The sequence below is a fragment of the Ruegeria sp. BE10 genome (genome assembly GCF_056538905.1).
This window is the reverse complement of sequence record NZ_JBQFTX010000003.1, coordinates 112,788-130,550: the sequence shown is the minus strand read 5'-3', so window position 1 is coordinate 130,550 and position 17,763 is coordinate 112,788. Positions and strand designations below refer to the sequence as shown.

14 protein-coding genes are annotated in these 17,763 nt (G+C 59.4%); 2 read left to right on the top strand and 12 right to left on the bottom strand.

Going from position 1 to position 17,763, the window contains the following annotated elements; translation table 11 throughout:
• Nucleotides 1-21 precede the first annotated feature (21 nt).
• Entirely contained in the window at nt 22-1,161 is a 1,140-nt protein-coding gene (locus tag ACR0M2_RS08720) for an alpha-D-ribose 1-methylphosphonate 5-triphosphate diphosphatase (RefSeq protein WP_480704657.1), read from the top strand.
• Here ACR0M2_RS08720 and ACR0M2_RS08715 read toward each other — a convergent pair whose 3' ends face one another.
• From ACR0M2_RS08715 to ACR0M2_RS08685, 7 genes are read right to left on the bottom strand one after another with little or no spacing between them, the layout of a single operon-like run.
• The gene (locus tag ACR0M2_RS08715) at nt 1,162-1,638 is read right to left on the bottom strand and encodes a class I SAM-dependent methyltransferase (RefSeq protein ID WP_170362481.1); all 477 of its coding nucleotides are present in this window, start codon (nt 1,636-1,638) and stop codon (nt 1,162-1,164) included.
• Complete coding sequence (locus ACR0M2_RS08710) at nt 1,635-2,402, bottom strand: polysaccharide deacetylase family protein (RefSeq protein ID WP_480704654.1); 768 nt, start codon at nt 2,400-2,402, stop codon at nt 1,635-1,637. Before ACR0M2_RS08710 ends, ACR0M2_RS08715 begins: the two co-directional genes overlap by 4 nt.
• On the bottom strand, nt 2,399-3,541 hold the full coding sequence (locus ACR0M2_RS08705; protein WP_480704652.1) for a glycosyltransferase family protein: 1,143 nt from the start codon (nt 3,539-3,541) through the stop codon (nt 2,399-2,401). Before ACR0M2_RS08705 ends, ACR0M2_RS08710 begins: the two co-directional genes overlap by 4 nt.
• Complete coding sequence (locus tag ACR0M2_RS08700; RefSeq protein WP_480704651.1) at nt 3,538-4,122, bottom strand: histidine phosphatase family protein; 585 nt, start codon at nt 4,120-4,122, stop codon at nt 3,538-3,540. The genes ACR0M2_RS08705 and ACR0M2_RS08700 overlap by 4 nt, the downstream gene beginning before the upstream one ends.
• Complete coding sequence (locus tag ACR0M2_RS08695) at nt 4,119-5,195, bottom strand: glycosyltransferase family 4 protein (RefSeq protein ID WP_480704649.1); 1,077 nt, start codon at nt 5,193-5,195, stop codon at nt 4,119-4,121. The genes ACR0M2_RS08700 and ACR0M2_RS08695 overlap by 4 nt, the downstream gene beginning before the upstream one ends.
• Nucleotides 5,195-6,442: a glycosyltransferase family 4 protein gene (locus ACR0M2_RS08690; RefSeq protein WP_480704647.1), complete on the bottom strand. Its 1,248-nt coding sequence runs from the start codon at nt 6,440-6,442 to the stop codon at nt 5,195-5,197. Before ACR0M2_RS08690 ends, ACR0M2_RS08695 begins: the two co-directional genes overlap by 1 nt.
• A complete protein-coding gene (locus ACR0M2_RS08685; protein WP_480704645.1) occupies nt 6,439-7,653 on the bottom strand; it encodes a glycosyltransferase family protein in 1,215 nt (404 codons plus the stop codon). Before ACR0M2_RS08685 ends, ACR0M2_RS08690 begins: the two co-directional genes overlap by 4 nt.
• A gap of 371 nt (nt 7,654-8,024) precedes the next feature.
• Between ACR0M2_RS08685 and ACR0M2_RS08680 the strand changes: the two genes are divergently transcribed.
• Nucleotides 8,025-10,391, top strand: a complete 2,367-nt coding sequence (locus ACR0M2_RS08680) for a mechanosensitive ion channel domain-containing protein (RefSeq protein ID WP_480704643.1) — start codon at nt 8,025-8,027, stop codon at nt 10,389-10,391.
• Between the two features lie 88 nt (nt 10,392-10,479).
• Here the strand turns inward: ACR0M2_RS08680 and ACR0M2_RS08675 are convergent, their stop codons facing one another.
• Genes ACR0M2_RS08675 through ACR0M2_RS08655 form a run of 5 tightly spaced genes read right to left on the bottom strand, consistent with a single transcriptional unit; the run spans nt 10,480 to nt 17,701 of the window.
• The gene (locus tag ACR0M2_RS08675) at nt 10,480-11,835 is read right to left on the bottom strand and encodes a CoA transferase (RefSeq protein WP_480704641.1); all 1,356 of its coding nucleotides are present in this window, start codon (nt 11,833-11,835) and stop codon (nt 10,480-10,482) included.
• The gene (locus ACR0M2_RS08670; protein ID WP_170362473.1) at nt 11,832-12,986 is read right to left on the bottom strand and encodes an ABC transporter permease; all 1,155 of its coding nucleotides are present in this window, start codon (nt 12,984-12,986) and stop codon (nt 11,832-11,834) included. The genes ACR0M2_RS08675 and ACR0M2_RS08670 overlap by 4 nt, the downstream gene beginning before the upstream one ends.
• Nucleotides 12,983-14,011: an ABC transporter permease gene (locus ACR0M2_RS08665; RefSeq protein ID WP_170351800.1), complete on the bottom strand. Its 1,029-nt coding sequence runs from the start codon at nt 14,009-14,011 to the stop codon at nt 12,983-12,985. Before ACR0M2_RS08665 ends, ACR0M2_RS08670 begins: the two co-directional genes overlap by 4 nt.
• 14 nt (nt 14,012-14,025) lie before the next feature.
• Nucleotides 14,026-15,936 carry an ABC transporter substrate-binding protein gene (locus ACR0M2_RS08660; RefSeq protein ID WP_480704639.1) on the bottom strand — a complete coding sequence of 637 codons (1,911 nt, stop codon included), beginning with the start codon at nt 15,934-15,936 and terminating at the stop codon, nt 14,026-14,028.
• Nucleotides 15,929-17,701: an ABC transporter ATP-binding protein gene (locus tag ACR0M2_RS08655; protein WP_480704637.1), complete on the bottom strand. Its 1,773-nt coding sequence runs from the start codon at nt 17,699-17,701 to the stop codon at nt 15,929-15,931. The genes ACR0M2_RS08660 and ACR0M2_RS08655 overlap by 8 nt, the downstream gene beginning before the upstream one ends.
• Nucleotides 17,702-17,763 lie beyond the last annotated feature (62 nt).

Below are 17,763 nucleotides of genomic sequence, written 5' to 3'. Positions count from 1 at the left end.
TTCAGACCGTGTGAAGTTCAGATGACAGAAGAAATGATCCTTGCCAATGCCACGCTTGTTCTTGCCGATGAGACGATCACCGGCAGCGTCCGTATCGTAGGTGAATCGATTGCCGAGATCGCCACCGGCCGCACGGTTCCCCAGGGCGCGATTGATTGCGAAGGTGACTATGTCAGCCCCGGTCTGGTCGAGCTGCACACCGACAATCTGGAACGCCATATCCAACCGCGCCCCAAGGTCGACTGGCCGCATGCGGCGGCCATCTTGGCCCATGATGCCGAGCTGGCCAGCACCGGGATCACCACTGTCTTCGATGCGATACGCGTCGGGTCAATCCCCAGCGGCCAGCGTTACCGACGATACGCCCGCGAACTGTCTCGTGAACTGTGGCAACTACGGGAACAAGACGTGTTGAAGATCAGCCATTTTCTGCATCTTCGGGCCGAGGTGTGTTCGGAGACCCTGGTCGAGGAGTTAAACGAGTTCGGCCCCGAAGATAGGGTTGGGCTGGTTTCGTTGATGGATCACACACCTGGCCAACGTCAGTTTCAAGATATGTCGAAACTTGAGATTTACCTGAAAGGAAAGCTGGGGTTGGAGGGCGAAGGGTTTCAGCGCCATGTCGCGGACCTCAAGGCAATGCGAAAGCGCAACGGAGACAAGCACGAGGTCGAAACCGTCAAGGCCGCCAAGCGGTTTGGGGCCATGCTGGCCAGCCATGATGACACCACACCGGAACAGGTGCGGGTCTCGGCAGGACACGGCATCCGGCTGGCCGAGTTTCCCACCACCGTCGAGGCCGCACGCGCCTGCAGCGAACACGGGATAAAGGTGATGATGGGGGCGCCTAATCTGATCCGGGGCGGGTCGCATTCCGGCAATGTGGCCGCTCAGGAACTCGCCGATCTGGGCCATCTCGACATTCTCTCCTCAGATTATGTTCCCGCCGCGTTGCTGTTGTCGGCTACACGTCTGGGGGAGATATGGGGCAATATGGCCCGTGGCCTGCGAACGGTGACGCGGACGCCAGCACAGGTTGTTGGTTTGGACGACCGCGGAGAACTGCGCAGCGGCGCGCGCGCAGATATCATCCGATTCTGTCTTCACCATGGCGCCCCGGCGCTGAACGGGGTGTGGTCTCGTGGACGGCGCGTGGCTTGATCAGGCGCGGTAGAACAGATACCGGTCCGGCGCGATGGTATCCGGACCTTTGATCTCTTCGAACCCGGTTAGAGGTTGCCCCGATATCAGCAACCCGCCGGGCCGCATTACCCGCGCAATTAGCGGGCTAAGACGCGCTGCTTCGGCAACATCGTCTTCTTTGATGCCACGTCCAAAATCATAATGGGCCAGCGCGATCTTTGGCCCGTCGATACCAAGCTTTTCAAGCATGGGCTCCGCTTCGCCCTGCAGAAAGTCCTCGGCCGGAGGGGTGCTGGACGGATGGCATTGCAGCACCCGGTCCATGACCCATATCCGCCGGTCCGGCAGAATTTCCCGCAAATGGTCATAGGTGCGACCGTTGCCCAGCCCCATGTCCAGAACATCTCCGTCCATGTCGCTGATCTGGGCGACCGCCCAATTCAACCCGTCGCGTTGCGCGGTCAGGCGGCGTAGCATGGAATCCAGTCGGCTCATTCGGGTTCTCCGGTTGGTATTGTGGGGCCTGCCCAGGCAAAACCGGGGCCGTCCAGAAGTCGGCTCAGCAGCTCTTGGGTAAAGGTCCAGATCTCCTGATCATGGACCAGATGGTGGGTCAAGACGCCAAAAGGTTCGGTAATGTCGGCGCGTCTTTCACGCCGGTCGCGTAAAAGGTCTGTTGTCTGAATGATCAACTTGTCCGCTGCCACCAACCCGCGCGTTCCGCGCCAGTCAATCGGGTCCAGATGGGTGTTGATCTGCTCCAGCCTTGGGACAGGTTCCCGTGTCTTGCGCGGTGTCGCTGTCGAGACGATGCGATACCCAAGATCAGGTAATTCCTGCACCACCTCGGGCGCGATGCGGTTCCAGGGCGGTACAAACATCGGACACAGCCTGTCTCCGAACAAAGTACGCAGGCGCTCCAGCCCGGATTGCGCGTCGACGATTATGGCCTCAAGCGGGCGGTGCAACCGGAATTCGGATTTCTTCTCGTCAGGCGGTGCGTGGTTTTGATGAGCCCAGCCATGCACCACAGGAGTCAGCCACGGCTGCTGCGTGACGTAATCGCCCAGCCCGGCATCGGCATCACGAGGAATGATCGCCAGATGAACCGACAGGCCAAGCGACCGTGACAGCTCTGACAGCCTTTCAAGCTGCGGTGTCCTTGATATGGCGTCATCATCCCGCCACCACAGCGGCAGCGACAAGCCCTGCGCCTGCCAGATGTCCAACTCCGCCTCCAAAGGGCGCCAGTCCATCATCTTGTTTGCTCCCGCAAGTTCACGGCAATCTCGACCGATCTTGCGGCCCCGTCAAAGCCCTGCGCTGAAACCGGGCGTGGGCCATCTGCCATGACCGACGCAACGGCCCGCGCTAATGAATCCCCATTAAGGGATTTGCTAGGCAACACATCGATGGCCGACAGGTCCGAGAGGCTCTGACCACGCAACCCCTGCTCAACCTCTTTGCCGTCGTCGAACGGGATAAAAACCGCAGGCGTTCCTGATTGCAAAATATCCAGCGCCGTGTTGTAGCCGCACATACTGACCGAAGCCGCCGCGTGGGGCAGCATTTGCCGGAAGTCCGGGCGCACCGGTTCCAGCGTCACTTGGGCATCGACCACGAGTTGTGACAGTTGATCAATACGTGCCCTTGCGTCCTGCCCGCCCACCAACAGGCGCCAGCGCCTGTTGGGCATCTTTTGGGCGGCCTCGATGGCCGCGCGAAAGATCGGCTGGCCCACAGATCCGCCACCGGCGCTGACCAGTATTTCGCCATCGCCCACCGCGTCAGGATGCGGCACAGGCGCCTCGGGCGCAACAAAACCGGTATAGAACAACCGCGGGCGCAATCGATCGGTCACCGGCCAGCTCACCTCCAGCGGAACAACGCTTTGATCTGAATGGACGAGGATACCGTCGTAATACCGGCACACGATCTCTTCCGTGCGTTCCGCCTTTGATGCCTTCGATGGCGGGGCTAGAATATCGCGGATCGAGCCCAGAACGACCGGCCGTCGCGGTAAGTTCCAGGCGGCCTCCAATGCGGCATTGAACTCTGCCGCCAGTGACCTGCGACCAAAGGGAAAAAGCTCGGTGATCAGCACATCAGGTGCGAAATTCTGCACGGCTGCGACCAATGCGGTTTCGCGCGATGTCAGATAGGCGGCATCGGCCACTTCGTCGCTTTGGGTCAAAAGCCGGGTGAAATCCGTGCCGTCCGAACGCAGCGGTGGAAGCCCCAACAGGGTCATGCCCGCGCTGTCTAGCTGTGGTGCCGGCATTCCACCCGAGACAACAAAGGTCTCGTGCCCGGCCCGTACGAAAGCCCGGCCCAAAGTCAGCGCCCGGCTCAGATGCCCGGTGCCCAACAAGTGCGTGACAACAATCATCACCTTCATTGTGATGCCTCTGGTCTGATCAGGCGGACGGGTTCGGGCTGGGGACGTAGTGTCGGCATATCGACGATATACATGCGGTTGCGTTTGATTTTAAAGGGGGCGGGGCCATTGAAATCCCATCCCCAGGCCCGCGCCAGAATGACCCGCATAATACCGATGTGGCAGACGGCAACCGTGTCGTCTGACAAAGCGTCCAGCCAGGGCTGCAGACGCGACCAGACCTCAGCTGGGTTTTCACCGTTTGGCGGACGAAAATCCCAACTCCAGTCTTCGATATGGCGGTATCCGCTGTCTGGGTCGGCAATCAGGTCGACCCCGTGTAACCCTTCCCAATCACCCCAGTTCATCTCGGTCAGCGCGTCCGAAGTCTGCGGCTCGCGTCCCGCGACCAGACGGGCGGTTTCGCTGGCCCGCAGCAGGGGGCTGGACCAGAGGTCCGCGTCCTTCCATGGCGCGGGCAGTTGCATAGCGGATAGCTCTGCCCGCGCATCTTCGTCTAACGGTATATCACTGCGCCCTTGAATGCGGCCCGCGCGGTTCCAATGGGTGTGACCGTGCCGAAGCAGTGCTAGCCGGGTCATAACCGAACCTCCATCAAAGGTCGCGTTGCCTGCCAGAACCGGTCGGTTGCTGCAGGCATCAGGTGACGTTCGGCCACGCGCGCGCGGGCGTTGGCCCCCAGCGACAGGCGGGAAGAAAGGTCATCCAGCAAGGTGCGCAGCCGTGCAGCCAATCCTTCGGGGCCAGCGTCGACCGAAGGATAGTCCGACGGGGACAGCACATCCCGCACGCCGGGCCGGTCCTGCGCTACAACAGGCACACCGCTGGCCTGCGCCTCAAGATAGATCATGCCATAGGCCTCGTTCACTCCCGGCCACAACAGTACCGAGGCCGCACCGTACAGCTTCTGCAAAGCGTCGCGGTCACATTGCCCCAGAAACCGGATCTTTGATCCGAACGGCGCCATCAGCACCTCGACTTCGGGACGTGCTGGGCCATCACCCGCAATATCCAAGGACCAGTCGCCGTCCAATAAGGCCAGAGCCTGCGCTAGAAGAGTGTAAGAAGCCAGCTTGTCACCGTGCCGCATCATGCCCACGGTCAGCATTGGCCCCTCACAGCCCGAGGCGGGCGGCAAATCCGACCGGGGCAGGAACGGGGGCAGTTCCACAAGGCTTTGATCCCCGTACCGTTCCCGTTCCAGAGTGATCAGGTCATTGGAGGTGTGGTAGAAAATCACCTGCGCCGCATCACAGGCGTCATGTGCAGCTTTTGCAAACCCGGCCCAGGGACCTGTCAGGCGGCTGGTTGCGCGGGTGCTTTCCAACTGAACGTAGGGAATGTTGCGCGCCTTGCAGACACGCGGGCCCAGCAGATCGGGGGCCTTGTAATAGTTGTGATAGGTCACCCAAAGCGCGGTGTCCGCGGGAAGATCGGCGAGCAGACGTTGCACCTCGGCGTCAGCTTCGGCGCGCAATGCGGCCTGCACCTGCGCGTCCCCGGCTTTGTCGTAGATGCGCAGCCGCGAGGCCAGTTCGACCGTATCCTCTTGCGCGGCGATCGCGTGCATCAGGTTGCGGGCCATTTCGCGATCCCCTGACGGCACCAAGCTGTCCGGCGCTTTCATTGGGGAGTAAAAGGCCACTCGTGCCATCAGCCTATGTCCGAACCCAATGCGCGCAGTCGTTTGGACAGGCGGGCAATGCCGGGGTCCATGCGGAAATCGGCGATCAAACGATCATAGGCGGCACTTGCCATCAAAGCAGTTTGCTGCGGATCGGCGGCCAGATGGATGATGGCGCTGGCCAATGCGGCAGGATCATCGTCGGACAAGACGCCGTGGGTGCTGGTTTCAATAAACTCGGGGATGGCCGATACCGGCGTCGACAGGATCGGCAAAAGCTGTGATGCGGCCTCCATCAAAACATTGGGTAGCCCGTCGCGGTCTCCGTCACTGGCGATCCGGCTGGGAAGCACAAACAAGTCTGCGCTGCGCATTGCTTCGATCACTTCGGGTTGATCACAAGCGCCTTGCCACGTTATCCGTTGCGACAGGCCAGCGGCGTCGGCCCGATCACGCAAGGCATTGCCAAGTGTTCCGCCGCCAATGTGCGTCCAGTGCCAGTCCAGCGTTTCTGGCAGCATGGCAAACGCGTCGATCAACCGGTCAAAGCCCTTTTTCTCGACTAGACGACCGACCGAGAGCATGTGAAATGGCCCGTCCGGCGCGCGCGGTGTGCGGTTTGGCGGAGAAGGAAAACGGTTCAGATCCAGCCCGTGATAGATCAGGTCAACCCGCGCGGGATCGTCGGCCAAACTGCGTAGATGGTCGGCCCCGATGGCCGTGCATGTCGCACCAAATGCCGCTCCATGAGTGTCGGCCCGCAGTTTTTCGACCTTTTCCCACTCGGGCGAGGTCCAGATATCTTTAGCGTGGGCCGAAAAACTCCACGGCAGGCCGCGCATAATGGCGGCGTAGCGCGCGACCGAGGATGGGGTGTGCATGAAATGCGCGTACATCACTTGTGTCGCGTCGGGTAATTCGGCGGCCAGAACGCAGGCCTGACCAAAGCGCCGTATGCGGTTGTGGGTCGGATCACGGCGCAGATCGGCGCGCCAGACCCGGTAGGCCTCGGAATAGCCCGGCAGGGCTTGCGCAGTCTGTCGCGCAGCCCAGACACGCTGTGGTTCTTCGTAAAGGTATTCTGGCAGGTAATGCACCTGACCCTGAAAACGGTCGTGCAGCGGGTGCCGTTTTACGTCGGTCGGATGGCGCAAAGACCAGATGTCAAAGCTGTGCCCGGCCTCTTGCAGGGCGACAAGTTCCTGGGCAATGAACGTCTCGGACAGGCGCGGCCACCCTTTGACCAGCACCGCCAGTTTCGGCTGGGCTGTGGTCATCCGATGGCCCGTTCCTGTTCCTGGCCTAGCAACGCGTCAACGCGGTCGATGACATAATCCAACCCGTCCAGCAGCCCGTCCTGAATGGTCTGCGATGGCAGGGGTTGGTGCGGCAGTTCGCGGATCGCCTCGATCATCGCATCCGCTGTCAGCCCGTCGCGGTTTTCGTCCAGCATCCGCACAAGGCCCAGCCCTTCCGCGCGCGAGGCGCGAATCCACTGTTCTAGTCGTGGCGTCGTGCGAGGCACGATGACGGCACGTTTGTCAAAGGACAGAACTTCGCAGAAAGTATTGTAACCGCCCATACAGACCACCCCGGCGGCCCCCGCAAAAAGCGTTTCGATCTGGGATTCGAACCCCACGGCGGTCACCCGGCCATTCAACGCGGCAACGCGGGTCTCGAATTCTTCACGCAACTCACCGGAAAGAAAGGGGCCGTAAACCAGCACTGCACGCGGCGACAGGGTAGGGTCTTTTTCGTAAGCGGAGAGAACCTGGTTCACCATCGCCTTACCGTCGCCACCGCCACCTGGCGTGATCAGGATGTAGGGTTGTTCAGGTGGCTCGCCTACAGGGCCAAGATCCCGCCGCAGGTAACCGGTCCAATGCGTGCGCGATTGCGCCGCGTGGCTAAGCGGCAGCCCTTTGGTCGGATCATAGATCGAGCGCAGACCGTAAACCCAGATTTCGTGATAGAAGCGCTCGGTCGCGGCAAGGGCCTCTTTCCGCTCCCACTCGGCGGCCAGAACTTCGGGTTCGTCCAGCACGTCGCGCAGGCCAAGAACCAGCTTGGTGCGTTGGGAATGCAACAGATGTTCCAGTGTCGGCAGCAACTCCCCACGAAAACCGGTGGGTTCCTTGTCGACGATCAGCATATCGGGGTCGAATTGCTGGACGGCAGTCTGGATCAGACCTGCGCGCAGTTCGGTTACCTCTTCGATCCCCATGCCAATGGTGCGCGCTGCATAAGAGCCATCGGCACGTTTGGTCACACCTGGCAGGCGCACGTGGTCGACCCGGCGCGGAAAGGTGAACCGACCTGCCACGGGTGACCCGGTCAGGATCAGGGCTGACGCTTGCGGGTTGGCTTGCGTGATAGCTGCGGCAAGGGCGCGCGACCGGCGCAGATGCCCCAATCCAAATGTATCGTGGCTGTAGAACAGTATGCGCGGCGCACGGCCGGTGATGTTGTTTTGTATTCCTAGGCTCATGCCTTCGCCTGTCGTGTCCCTGGGTGCAAATCCGCGCGTTTAACTCCGTTACCGTATATTCTTTGACGCCGCTTGCCAAAGGGGGTGCCGAGATTGTGCAAATTCGTCAAACATGGCGAAATGGCAACAGCCAAAGTACAGATGGTATTGGGGCGTTTTTCCCCGTTACACCCGGCGTTGATCTTGCCATTCCACTCATACTACAGGGTCGGTCATATTCAGTTTTTTCAAGGTTGCAAACACTCTTGTCGCCTGCATTGCAGCCGAAACACGAAATGACACGAACTTGAGCCGTGAAACGCTGAATATTTGAATACGCTCAGGCGCTTCTGTAACCTGCGATGCAACATACGACTTGGACAGAAAAATTGATGAAACTCAGACTAATTGCTGGAATGGCTCTGATCCTGTGGGCGTTTGCGGCGGCCTTCGTCACAGAGGCATCGGCGCAAGTCCCTTTGATCCCCGGATATACCTCAGGGCCTGAGGCCGAAACTGGGGCCGATGGTGATCTGGCTGCCGCGATCAAGGCGGCAACCGAGGCCGGCGCCAGCGTAATTGTCATCGACAGCGCGGGGCAGATTGTGTCTTCAGGCGGTCAGCCAGGTGCTGATGCCTCGGCCGAGGACGCGCACGGGCCGATGGGCGACGGATCGCAGTTGATGAAAGCGCAGGAAAGGTTCTCAAAGTTCCGCGAGTCCATGGAATCGCGCCTAGAGGCTTTGCCCTATTCTATTTTCGAAGTTCAGTACGTCCTGCGGCAGACCAGCCCGGATGGCCGCATTCAGACCTATGTCGAGGTTCTGGCGTGGAACATTCTGTTTCTGCTGCTGGGGCGCTGGCTGTCCACCGAGATTTACGGCAAGCGCATGGCCAAAAATCTGGTTGTGGCACGGTCCAAGGAAAACCCGCAGGGCTATCGGGAGAAAATGCCGTTTTTGGTGTTCCGGTTTTTCATGGGGATCGGGGGCACGATCTTTGCGATGCTGATGGCGCTGATCGTGGGGTACCTGTTCTTTGGTGAAGCCGAAGATATCTCGATTCAGTTTACGGTCACGGCGATCTTTACGGCGTTTTTCCTGTCGCGCACGATATCCGACCTGTGGCGGATGGTTCTGTCCCCTTATCTGAGCCAATACCGCTTGCCGCCCTTCTCGGATCGGGACGCAAAGCGGCTGTATTTCTGGGCGTCGGCGCTGGCGACCTACGACATCTCAGTTGTGTTGTTCGCCACCTGGGTGGCGGATTTTGGGTTAAACTACAATGTCTATGCCTTGGTCTATGGTGGCCTGACCATGTTGGGCGCGTTGGGCAATTTGTTGATGATCATGTTCAATGCGCGCGCCATTTCGAATGCCATTCGCGGCGGACGCGCACCGGACCAAGTGTCGTGGATTTTGCGGTTCATCTCATTCGCGTGGGCGCCTGTGCTGGTTGTCTATATCGTATTCAGCTGGTTCAAGCTGGCGGTGGATCTGGTGCTTGAGAATGAGAATTCTCTGCCGATCGTGGCCAGCAGCTATTTGATTTTCATGTCTGTGGTCGTGGCCTACGGCGGAATGAATTACCTGCTGGAGCGTTACTTTGACCGTAACCGCCAAATGGAAGACATGAATGCGGCGGCCACGGAAGAGGATGACGAAGCCGTCGAGACACCCGAGGCGGAACTGCGCCAACATTCGATCCTGACATATGAGGATTTGGCCCGTCGCGTGGCAGGGATTTTGGCCTTTGTGGTCGGGCTTTATGCGTTGGTGGTGATCTGGAACCCCGAAGCCAGCTGGAGCGAGGACCTGCCGGTCGAGCGTGCGCTGGATGTGATGGTCATCCTGTTCATAGGCTATATTCTCTTCCACTTCTTCCGCATCTGGATCGACTCGAAAATTGCTGAAGAAACCGATGATGGCGGCGAAGAGGCCGAGTTGGGCGATGAAGGCGGCGAAGGCGGGCAAAGCCGCCTAGCGACGTTGCTGCCCTTGTTCCGTGGTGCGATCCTGGCCGTTGTTGTCGTCACCATCGTTTTGATTGTGTTGATGGAGTTGGGGATTAATGTCAGCCCGCTGTTTGCCGGTGCTGGTGTGGTGGGTCTGGCTGTTGGGTTCGGCTCGCAAACGCTGGTGCGCGATATCTTTTCGGGGGCGTTCTTCCTGATGGATGATGCCTTTCGTAAAGGAGAATACATCGACATCGGGGATGTGAAGGGGACGGTCGAAAAAATCTCGGTTCGGTCATTCCAGCTGCGTCACCATCTGGGCGCGCTGAACACTATTCCCTTTGGTGAGATCAAGGTGCTGACCAACTATTCCCGCGATTGGGTGATCATGAAATTGCCGTTACGTGTGACCTATGACACCGATGTTGAAAAGGTGCGCAAGCTGATCAAGAAGCTGGGTCAGCAATTGCTGAGCGACCCTGTGATCGGCGACAACTTTATCCAGCCCTTGAAATCGCAGGGCGTGATTGAGATGCAGGATTCCGCGATGATCATCCGGGTCAAGTTCATGACCAAGCCCGGTGACCAGTGGCTGGTGCGCAAGAGAGTCTATCAAGATATCCGCGAGCTATTCGCACGCGAAGGGATCAAGTTTGCTCATCGCGAAGTCACCGTGCGGCTGGCCGAAGGCAAAGAACCCGAGGATCTGACGCCGAAGCAGCGTGAAGCCGTGACCGGCGCGGTGCAGGCGGCGATTGATGAGGATTATCTGGACGATATCGGCCCCGGCGGGGATGATCGCTAGGGAAGGCTCCCGCCCCCTTGGGATGCGTCTCTGACGAGACGCCCCCCAAAGTGTTGGGCCGGGCCGCGCGTACCGCGCAGCGGTTGGCTCAGGTGGTCAGCGAAGGCCAGATGGGTTGGGATGTGCCCAGCTTCGCGGCTGGCAGAGGCCATGACATATGGGCCTGGCCAACGGACAAAGCCGGTTTCAGGCGACGCCCGGGGCCCCAGCCGGATGCTTCAACCTCTTGTGCGTAATCGGATGTTGTGGGGGTTGTAATCTCTTCGTCCTGCTCGGATTTCGCCAACGCAGCCAGTAGTTCCGCTGTGCGGGCCAGGGACAGCTGCGCCAGCATGATAGAATTTGCGGACGCGGCTTCGGTCAGTGCCGACAGGACCGTTGCAGCCATCAGATAGCCTGTCGCGTGATCCAGCGCCTGAACCGGCAGAGGGGTGGGTTTTTCGGCCTTGGCCCAAGCGCGACCCGCGTCTGCGATGCCAGCGCTCATCTGTACGAGGCTGTCAAAACCACGTCTGTTGGACCACGGCCCCTGCCAGCCATAAGCGTTCAGAGTGACCTCAATTCGGTTGGGAGCCAGTTCATCACGTTTTATCTTGGTCAGTCCAAGCGCATCCAGCGCACCCGGGCGGTAGCCATGAATGAAGACATCTGCTTGAGCCAGCAGGTTTTCCAGCTTCTTCAGACCGGTTGGCGATTTCAGATCTAGATAGGCGCAGTGTTTGCCCAGTGAAATACCCGGAATGACACCCGGCTCATCCCATCCAGGCGGGTCGATGCGCAGAACTTCGGCACCGAACCCCGCAAGCGTGCGAGTCGAGACCGGTCCGGCCAGAACACGCGTCAGGTCCAGAACGCGCAAGCCTGCCAGCGGACGTCGAGCCGTTGCCTCGGGACGGTCGCGCGGCGTGATATGCCGCGGGCTGTGCCATCCGATCAGCGGATCGCGCGACACCGCTCGCCCTTGCGGGTGTTCCAGCCATTCGGTCCGACCGCGCATCGCGGCGGCCGCGCCGCCCTCGGCCACAACCGAGGTTTCCAAATCGGCGATGGACCAGTCTTTCACAGCCTGTGCAACTGCGTCCCGGTTGGCTTGCGCCTCCAGCACCTTCAGCGCCGCTGCCCGGTGGGAGGGCAGATTGGTGTGCAGCCTGATCCAGCCATCCGACGCCTGATAATCCCCGGCGATTGGGTCCCAGAGGCTGGGCATCTCCCACCCGCCTGGTTTGAACGAAGACCCGTACCACAGCGAAGCCAAACGATGATTGACCGATATCTCAGGCGTTGTGGGGGCAAGGTTCATTGCTGTGATCAGGCGCGCCAACTCTTGACCAACGGCAGCGAAACTGGCGGTTGCCAGTTCGGAAACCGCGAAAGCGCTGGGCCATGCGCCCTTTCCGGTCGACTTGTAGCTGTCTGCGGCGGGGAGGGCGGAAATCAGGCTCATTGCTGGTACGGGTCCAGACTGTCGCGCAATCCGTCGCCCAGGAAGTTGAACGCCAGTACAACGACAATGATTGGCAGCATTGGAATTGCCGTCCACGGATAGATCTCGATCGAGGCCAGGTTCTGCGCGTCATTCAGCATCACCCCCCAGCTGACGGCAGGAGCGCGCAGCCCAAGGCCAAGGAAGCTGAGCGCCGTTTCTCCAAGGATCATCGCCGGGATCGACAAGGTGGCCGATGCGATCAGGTGGGACATGAAGTTGGGCAGCAGGTGTTTGCGGATCACGCGGCCCGAGCTTGCGCCCATCATCTCGGCGGCGCGCACGTATTCCTCTTCGCGCAGCGACAGGAATTTGGCGCGCACGGATCGGGCCAGACCGGGCCAATCGAGGATGCCGAGGATGATCGAGATGATAAAAAACACCGCCACCGGGCTCCAATTCGAAGGCACCGCGGCGGACAGGGCCAGCCACAAGGGTAGTTCAGGCAAAGAGCGCAGGATTTCAATGACCCGGTTGATCACCCAGTCGATCTTGCCGCCGAAATAGCCGGCCATCGAACCGAAGATAATTCCAAGGGTGAAAGACACCGAGATGCCGATCAAACCTACGGTCAGCGACAGCTGCGCGCCGTAGAGAATGCGACTGAACACATCCCGGCCCAGACGGTCCGACCCCCACAGGAACAGCGTCGCCCCTTCGGGCGCGCAGAACAGGTGAGTGTCGGATTTGATCAGGCCAGCCAGTTTGTATTCCGAACCTTCACAGAAAAACTTGATCGGGCGCGGATCTTCGAGGTCGGGTACGAATTTCCATTGGAAGGTTTCCAGATCAGCCTCGGCAACGATGGGAAAGACATGGGGGCCGATGAATTTGCCCTCATAGAACCAGTTGACGCTTTGCGGCGGCGCATAAAGATGCTCTCCGTTGCGTTCATTCGGACCATAAGGCGCGATGAACCCTGCGAAAGGCAGCATCAGATAACACAGCAGCAGGAAAATGCCCGAGATCAAGCCCAGCTTGTGAGTTTTGAACTTGCGCCAAACCAGCACCCAGTTTGGCGCGTCCAGATCGGCACGCTCAAGCTGTTGCAGGGCGGCGTCCGGGTCATAGGGGGCGTCGTCGACATAGCGACCATCGGGATGTTGGGTCATGCTTCACGCCCCTCGTACCGGATGCGCGGGTCAAGCATGACCAGCAGAATGTCAGATATCATGGTGCCGATGAGGGTCAGCAGGGCCACGAACATCAGAATAAAGGCGGACAGGAACTGATCCTGCGTTTTCAGTGCCGTCAGAAGGGTCGGGCCGATGGTTTGCAGGCCAAGAACAACCGAGACCAACACCGAGCCGGACACCATCGAGGGTAGCAGGTTGCCGATATCCGCCACGAAGGGGTTGAACGCCACGCGCAGCGGGTATTTCGCCAGCATCCGCGACGGGGCCATCCCTTTGGCGATTGCGGTTTCCACATAGGGTTTCCCCAACTCGTCCAGCATGTTGGCACGCAAGCGTTGCATCATGGCCGAAGCCCCCGAGGTGCCGATCACAAAGGTCGGGACGATCAGGTGGACAAGAATGGACTTCAACTTGTCCCAGCTCATCGGCTGGCCTTCAAAGGATGGGTCCATCAAGCCGCCGATGGGTAGGTTGAAGTAACGGTGGCCGTAATAGAACAGGATCAGCGCAAGCAGAAAGTTCGGCGTGGCAAGACCCAGATACCCCACAAAAGCCGACGTATAGTCGATCCACGTCCGGGACTTGGCAGCAGCAAGGACACCAAGCGGCAGCGCGACGGCGTAGACGAACAGGATGGCGGCCAGGTTGACCACTACGGTCAACCACAGGGTATCGCCTACAATCTCGGCCACGGGGCGGTCGAATTCGAAGGACCAACCATAGTTGCCTTGCAGAAGCCCCTCGAACCCGTGCGGGCCGGGCCAGAATCCCATCCAGATCAGATATTGTTCCCAGACGGGCCGGTCCAGCGCATATTCCGCACGCAGAAATTCTGCCTTGGCCACGCCGGCAGACTGGCCGGAAGCCTGCAATTCGGCGATCTGATTGCTCAGGTAATCTCCAGGCGGAAGGTTGATGATCACGAAGATCAGCACCGACACCACCAACAGAGTCAGCAGCATCGTGAAAAAGCGATACACCGCATAGCGCAGCATGACCATTTAGCTGCTCCTGATCAGTCGGCGAAGAAGAATTCGTCCGGCCGGTGAATGCCGAAATGGGCGCCGGGCTCCCATGCCCACATGGCCTGTTCGGGCACGTTGCGCAGGCGGTTCGACACCACCACAGGCTGCGGTGCGCCGTTCAGAATGCCGATGGCAAATAGCTGTTCGGCATGAATGTTCAACATCTCGGTCCAGATTGCCTTGCGATCGTCGTCGTTGGTGGCGACCTCCCAATCATGGGCCAATTGCATCAGGCGTTCTGCCTCGGGCATGTCGGGGGCTTCGCCTGCGTCGCCGCCGGTTTGATAAAATTGACCCCATTTGGGCCAGGCCAGAAAGACCTGATCAGTCGGAGCCAGATAAGCGGGCGAGGTGTGGGCCTGCGGAATACCGTCATCCCAGCCAAACCAGACCGAAGCCATTGTGTTTCCAGCAAAAACGCGGTTGCGCAAGATGTCCCTATCCAGCGGTCGCATGACCAGAGCGACGCCAATCTCGCGCCAAGTGTCGGTGACGATCTGCAGCGCGTTCTCGACCTCTTGCCGTTCACCGGCGGTTTCGATGATCAGCTCCATCGGGCGGCCATCGGGTAGCATGCGGATGCCGTTCTTGTCCCGCTCGGTCAATCCGGCCTCATCCAGCAGGGCATTGGCCATTTCGATGTCATATTGCGCCCAGGCCTGAGCATTTTCCTCATCATAGAATGGTGACGCAGGCAGCACCGACATCGCGCCGGGTTGGGCCAATTTGAAATACAGCGCCTGATTGATCGTCTTGCGGTCGATGGCTAGTGACAGGGCACGGCGCACGCGGACATCGCGCAGAACGTCGCGCCAACCGTCATCAGCAAAGTTCAGATTCGGATAGATTGCGATCTGCGACGCGACACCGGTTTTCCACAGCCGTGTCTTGTAGTTCCCGACTTCTTCGCCCTTTTTCAGGATCGACGCATCGCGGAACGCCAGCCCACGCCCCTGCAGGTCGGTTTCACCAGCGTTGGTTTTTGCTGCGACCAGACCGGGGGCGACAATCTCCATCTCGACCACGTCGATATAGGGCAATTGCACACCGTTGCTGTCGATGCGGTGGTAATAGGGGTTACGTACAAAATTATGCCGGATTTTCTTGCCTGAGCTGGCATTCAGCCATGGCTGAAGTGTGGGTAGTTCGTGGTTGTCGAATTTATAAAGGTTATCAAGCTTGTTGTGCAGTGCCGCCCAGCTTTTGACCCGGTTGTCTTCGACCAGCGCGGCCATTTCTTCGGGATCTGCATATTTCTCGTGATACGGCTTCAGAAATGCGGCCGGTCGGTAAATGAAGGGCGGACGCGCCTGTGCCAGTGATTGCAGGAAATCCGGGTTCGGGTCCTCCCATTCGAAAACAACCGTGGTTTCGTCGGGGTAGCTTACCGTTGGCGTTTTGCCTTCGACGATCAGAAAATCGGGCGGGCCGGACGGGCTGAGCAGCTCGTTATTTGCGACATCTTCCCACCAGTACCGGAAATCCTCGGATGTAAACGGCGATCCGTCTGACCATTTATGCCCCTCGCGCAGGTTCAGAGTAAACTTGCGGTTATCTTCGCTTTCGTAGGACTCGAGCAGGTCGGGTACAAGTTCGTAATTCTCGTTGAAACCCACCAGCCGGGCATAGCCATAGACAACCATCTGGCGGATGTCCTTGGACCGGGTGACCATGGTGCGCAAAGTGCCGCCTGGTGTTCCAAATTCACGCCCCTTTGCCGCCAGATCGACAACCAGCGGTTCATCGGGCAGGCGATCCTGAACAGGTGGCAGATTGCCCGCGCTCACCTCACTTTCCCAAAATCCGCTTTCCTTTGGGGCGGGTGTTTCCGCCGAGGCGGGCAGCATCCACGCAGCCGTCAGCGTGGCAGCCAGAAGCAGGGGGCGAGTGGTCTTAAACATGGCATCGTACCTTATGGCCGGGTTCCATCTCTACCAGCGAAGGTATCACGGAGTCAGTAAATCGGAAGGCGTCATCCCAACTGTCCGGCGAACCTGCGCCCAAAGCAACCAATTTCAGGTCGATTGGGCGGTTGATGTCAGGTTCTGGCTGGGCGGCAATCAGCGCCTTGGTGTACGGGTGGCGGGGATTGTAGAAAAGGGTCTCGGGCGGGGCCTGTTCAACGACCAGCCCGCGGCGCATCACTGCAACCTCGTCGGCAATGCGCGCCACAACGGCAAGGTCGTGAGAGATAAAGAAGTAGGACAGGTTCAGACTGTCCTGCAAATCTTCCAGCAGTGTCAGGATTTGTTCCTGAACCGAGACATCCAAAGCCGATGTAGGCTCGTCGCACACGATCAGCTGCGGGTCCAGCATCATGGCGCGGGCAATGGACAGGCGCTGTCGCTGACCACCAGAAAAGGCATGAGGATAGCGTTTCAGCATGTCGGCGTTCAGCCCAACCCGCAGCAGCATCTCGGCGGCTTTGTCACGCTGTTCAGATGCGGTGCCGATCTTGTGAATCTCCAACGGCTCGGTCATCGCATCCTGAATGCGCATGCGCGGGCTGAGCGAGCTGTAGGGGTCTTGAAACACCATCTGCGCCTTACGCTGAAACGCAGTGCGCTGGGTACGGGTCATATGGTGAACGGTAATCGGGTCTTCGGTTGGCGAGGTGCGGAACAGAACCTCGCCGCCGGGATCGGGAAGTTCGGCGCCCAACGCAATGCGCGCGGCCGTAGTCTTGCCCGAGCCGCTTTCGCCGACCACGGCCAGCGTCTTGCCGCGTGCGAGCTTCATGTCAACGCCACGGCAGGCATGGATCAGTTGTTCACCCTTCCAACCCTTGCTGGATCGCAAGGTGTAAGTTTTTGAGACGTTCTTGATCTGTAGGATCAGATCCTCGTCGGGCATCGGTATCCCAACCGAGTCTTCGTCCGGAATCTCGGGTGCGGCGTTGAACAATTGCTGCGTGTAAGGATGCGCGGGTGAGGTCAGGATCGGGGCGGCGGCCCCGGATTCCATCACACGGCCCTTGTGCATGACGACGACCTGTTCTGCCATATTGGCGACCACGCCCAGATCATGGGTGACAAGGATCAGTGCCATGCCGGTTTCGCGCTGCAATTCCTTGATCAGGCCCAGAACCTGCGCCTGTGTCGTCACGTCAAGCGCGGTTGTCGGCTCGTCCGCGATCAACAATTCCGGCTTGGACACCATCGCCATCGCAATCATGGCGCGTTGGCGCATGCCACCCGACAATTCAAACGGGTAAGAATCATATGCACGTTGGGGATCGGGAAAGCCAACGCGCTCGAACTGAGTCAAAACTTCTTTGCGGGCCTGCGCCTCGGACGCGCCACGGTGCAGCCAGAGAACCTCGCTGACCTGATTGCCGATCTTGTGCAGCGGCGACAGGGATCGCATCGGTTCCTGAAAGATCATCGAAACGCGGTTGCCGCGAATGCCGCGCATCTGCTTTTCGCTAATCTTGGTCAGATCTTCTGTGCCTTTGGAATCATTCAGAATGATTGTCCCGCTGCGAATTTGCGCGGTGCGTGGCAAAATCCGCAGCGCTGCCCTGCACGAGATAGTCTTGCCAGAACCGGATTCGCCGACCAGCGCAAGTGTCTGCCCTGCCTCGACGTCAAAATTGACGCCTTTGACTACGGGGTTGCCCGCACCAAAACCGATGCTCAAATCGCGGACAGACAACAAAGCTGTCATGCGGGTATTCCACCCGTTGGGCCGTAGGTCGGCATCGGCTTGATCAACTCCCCGTGTTTTTT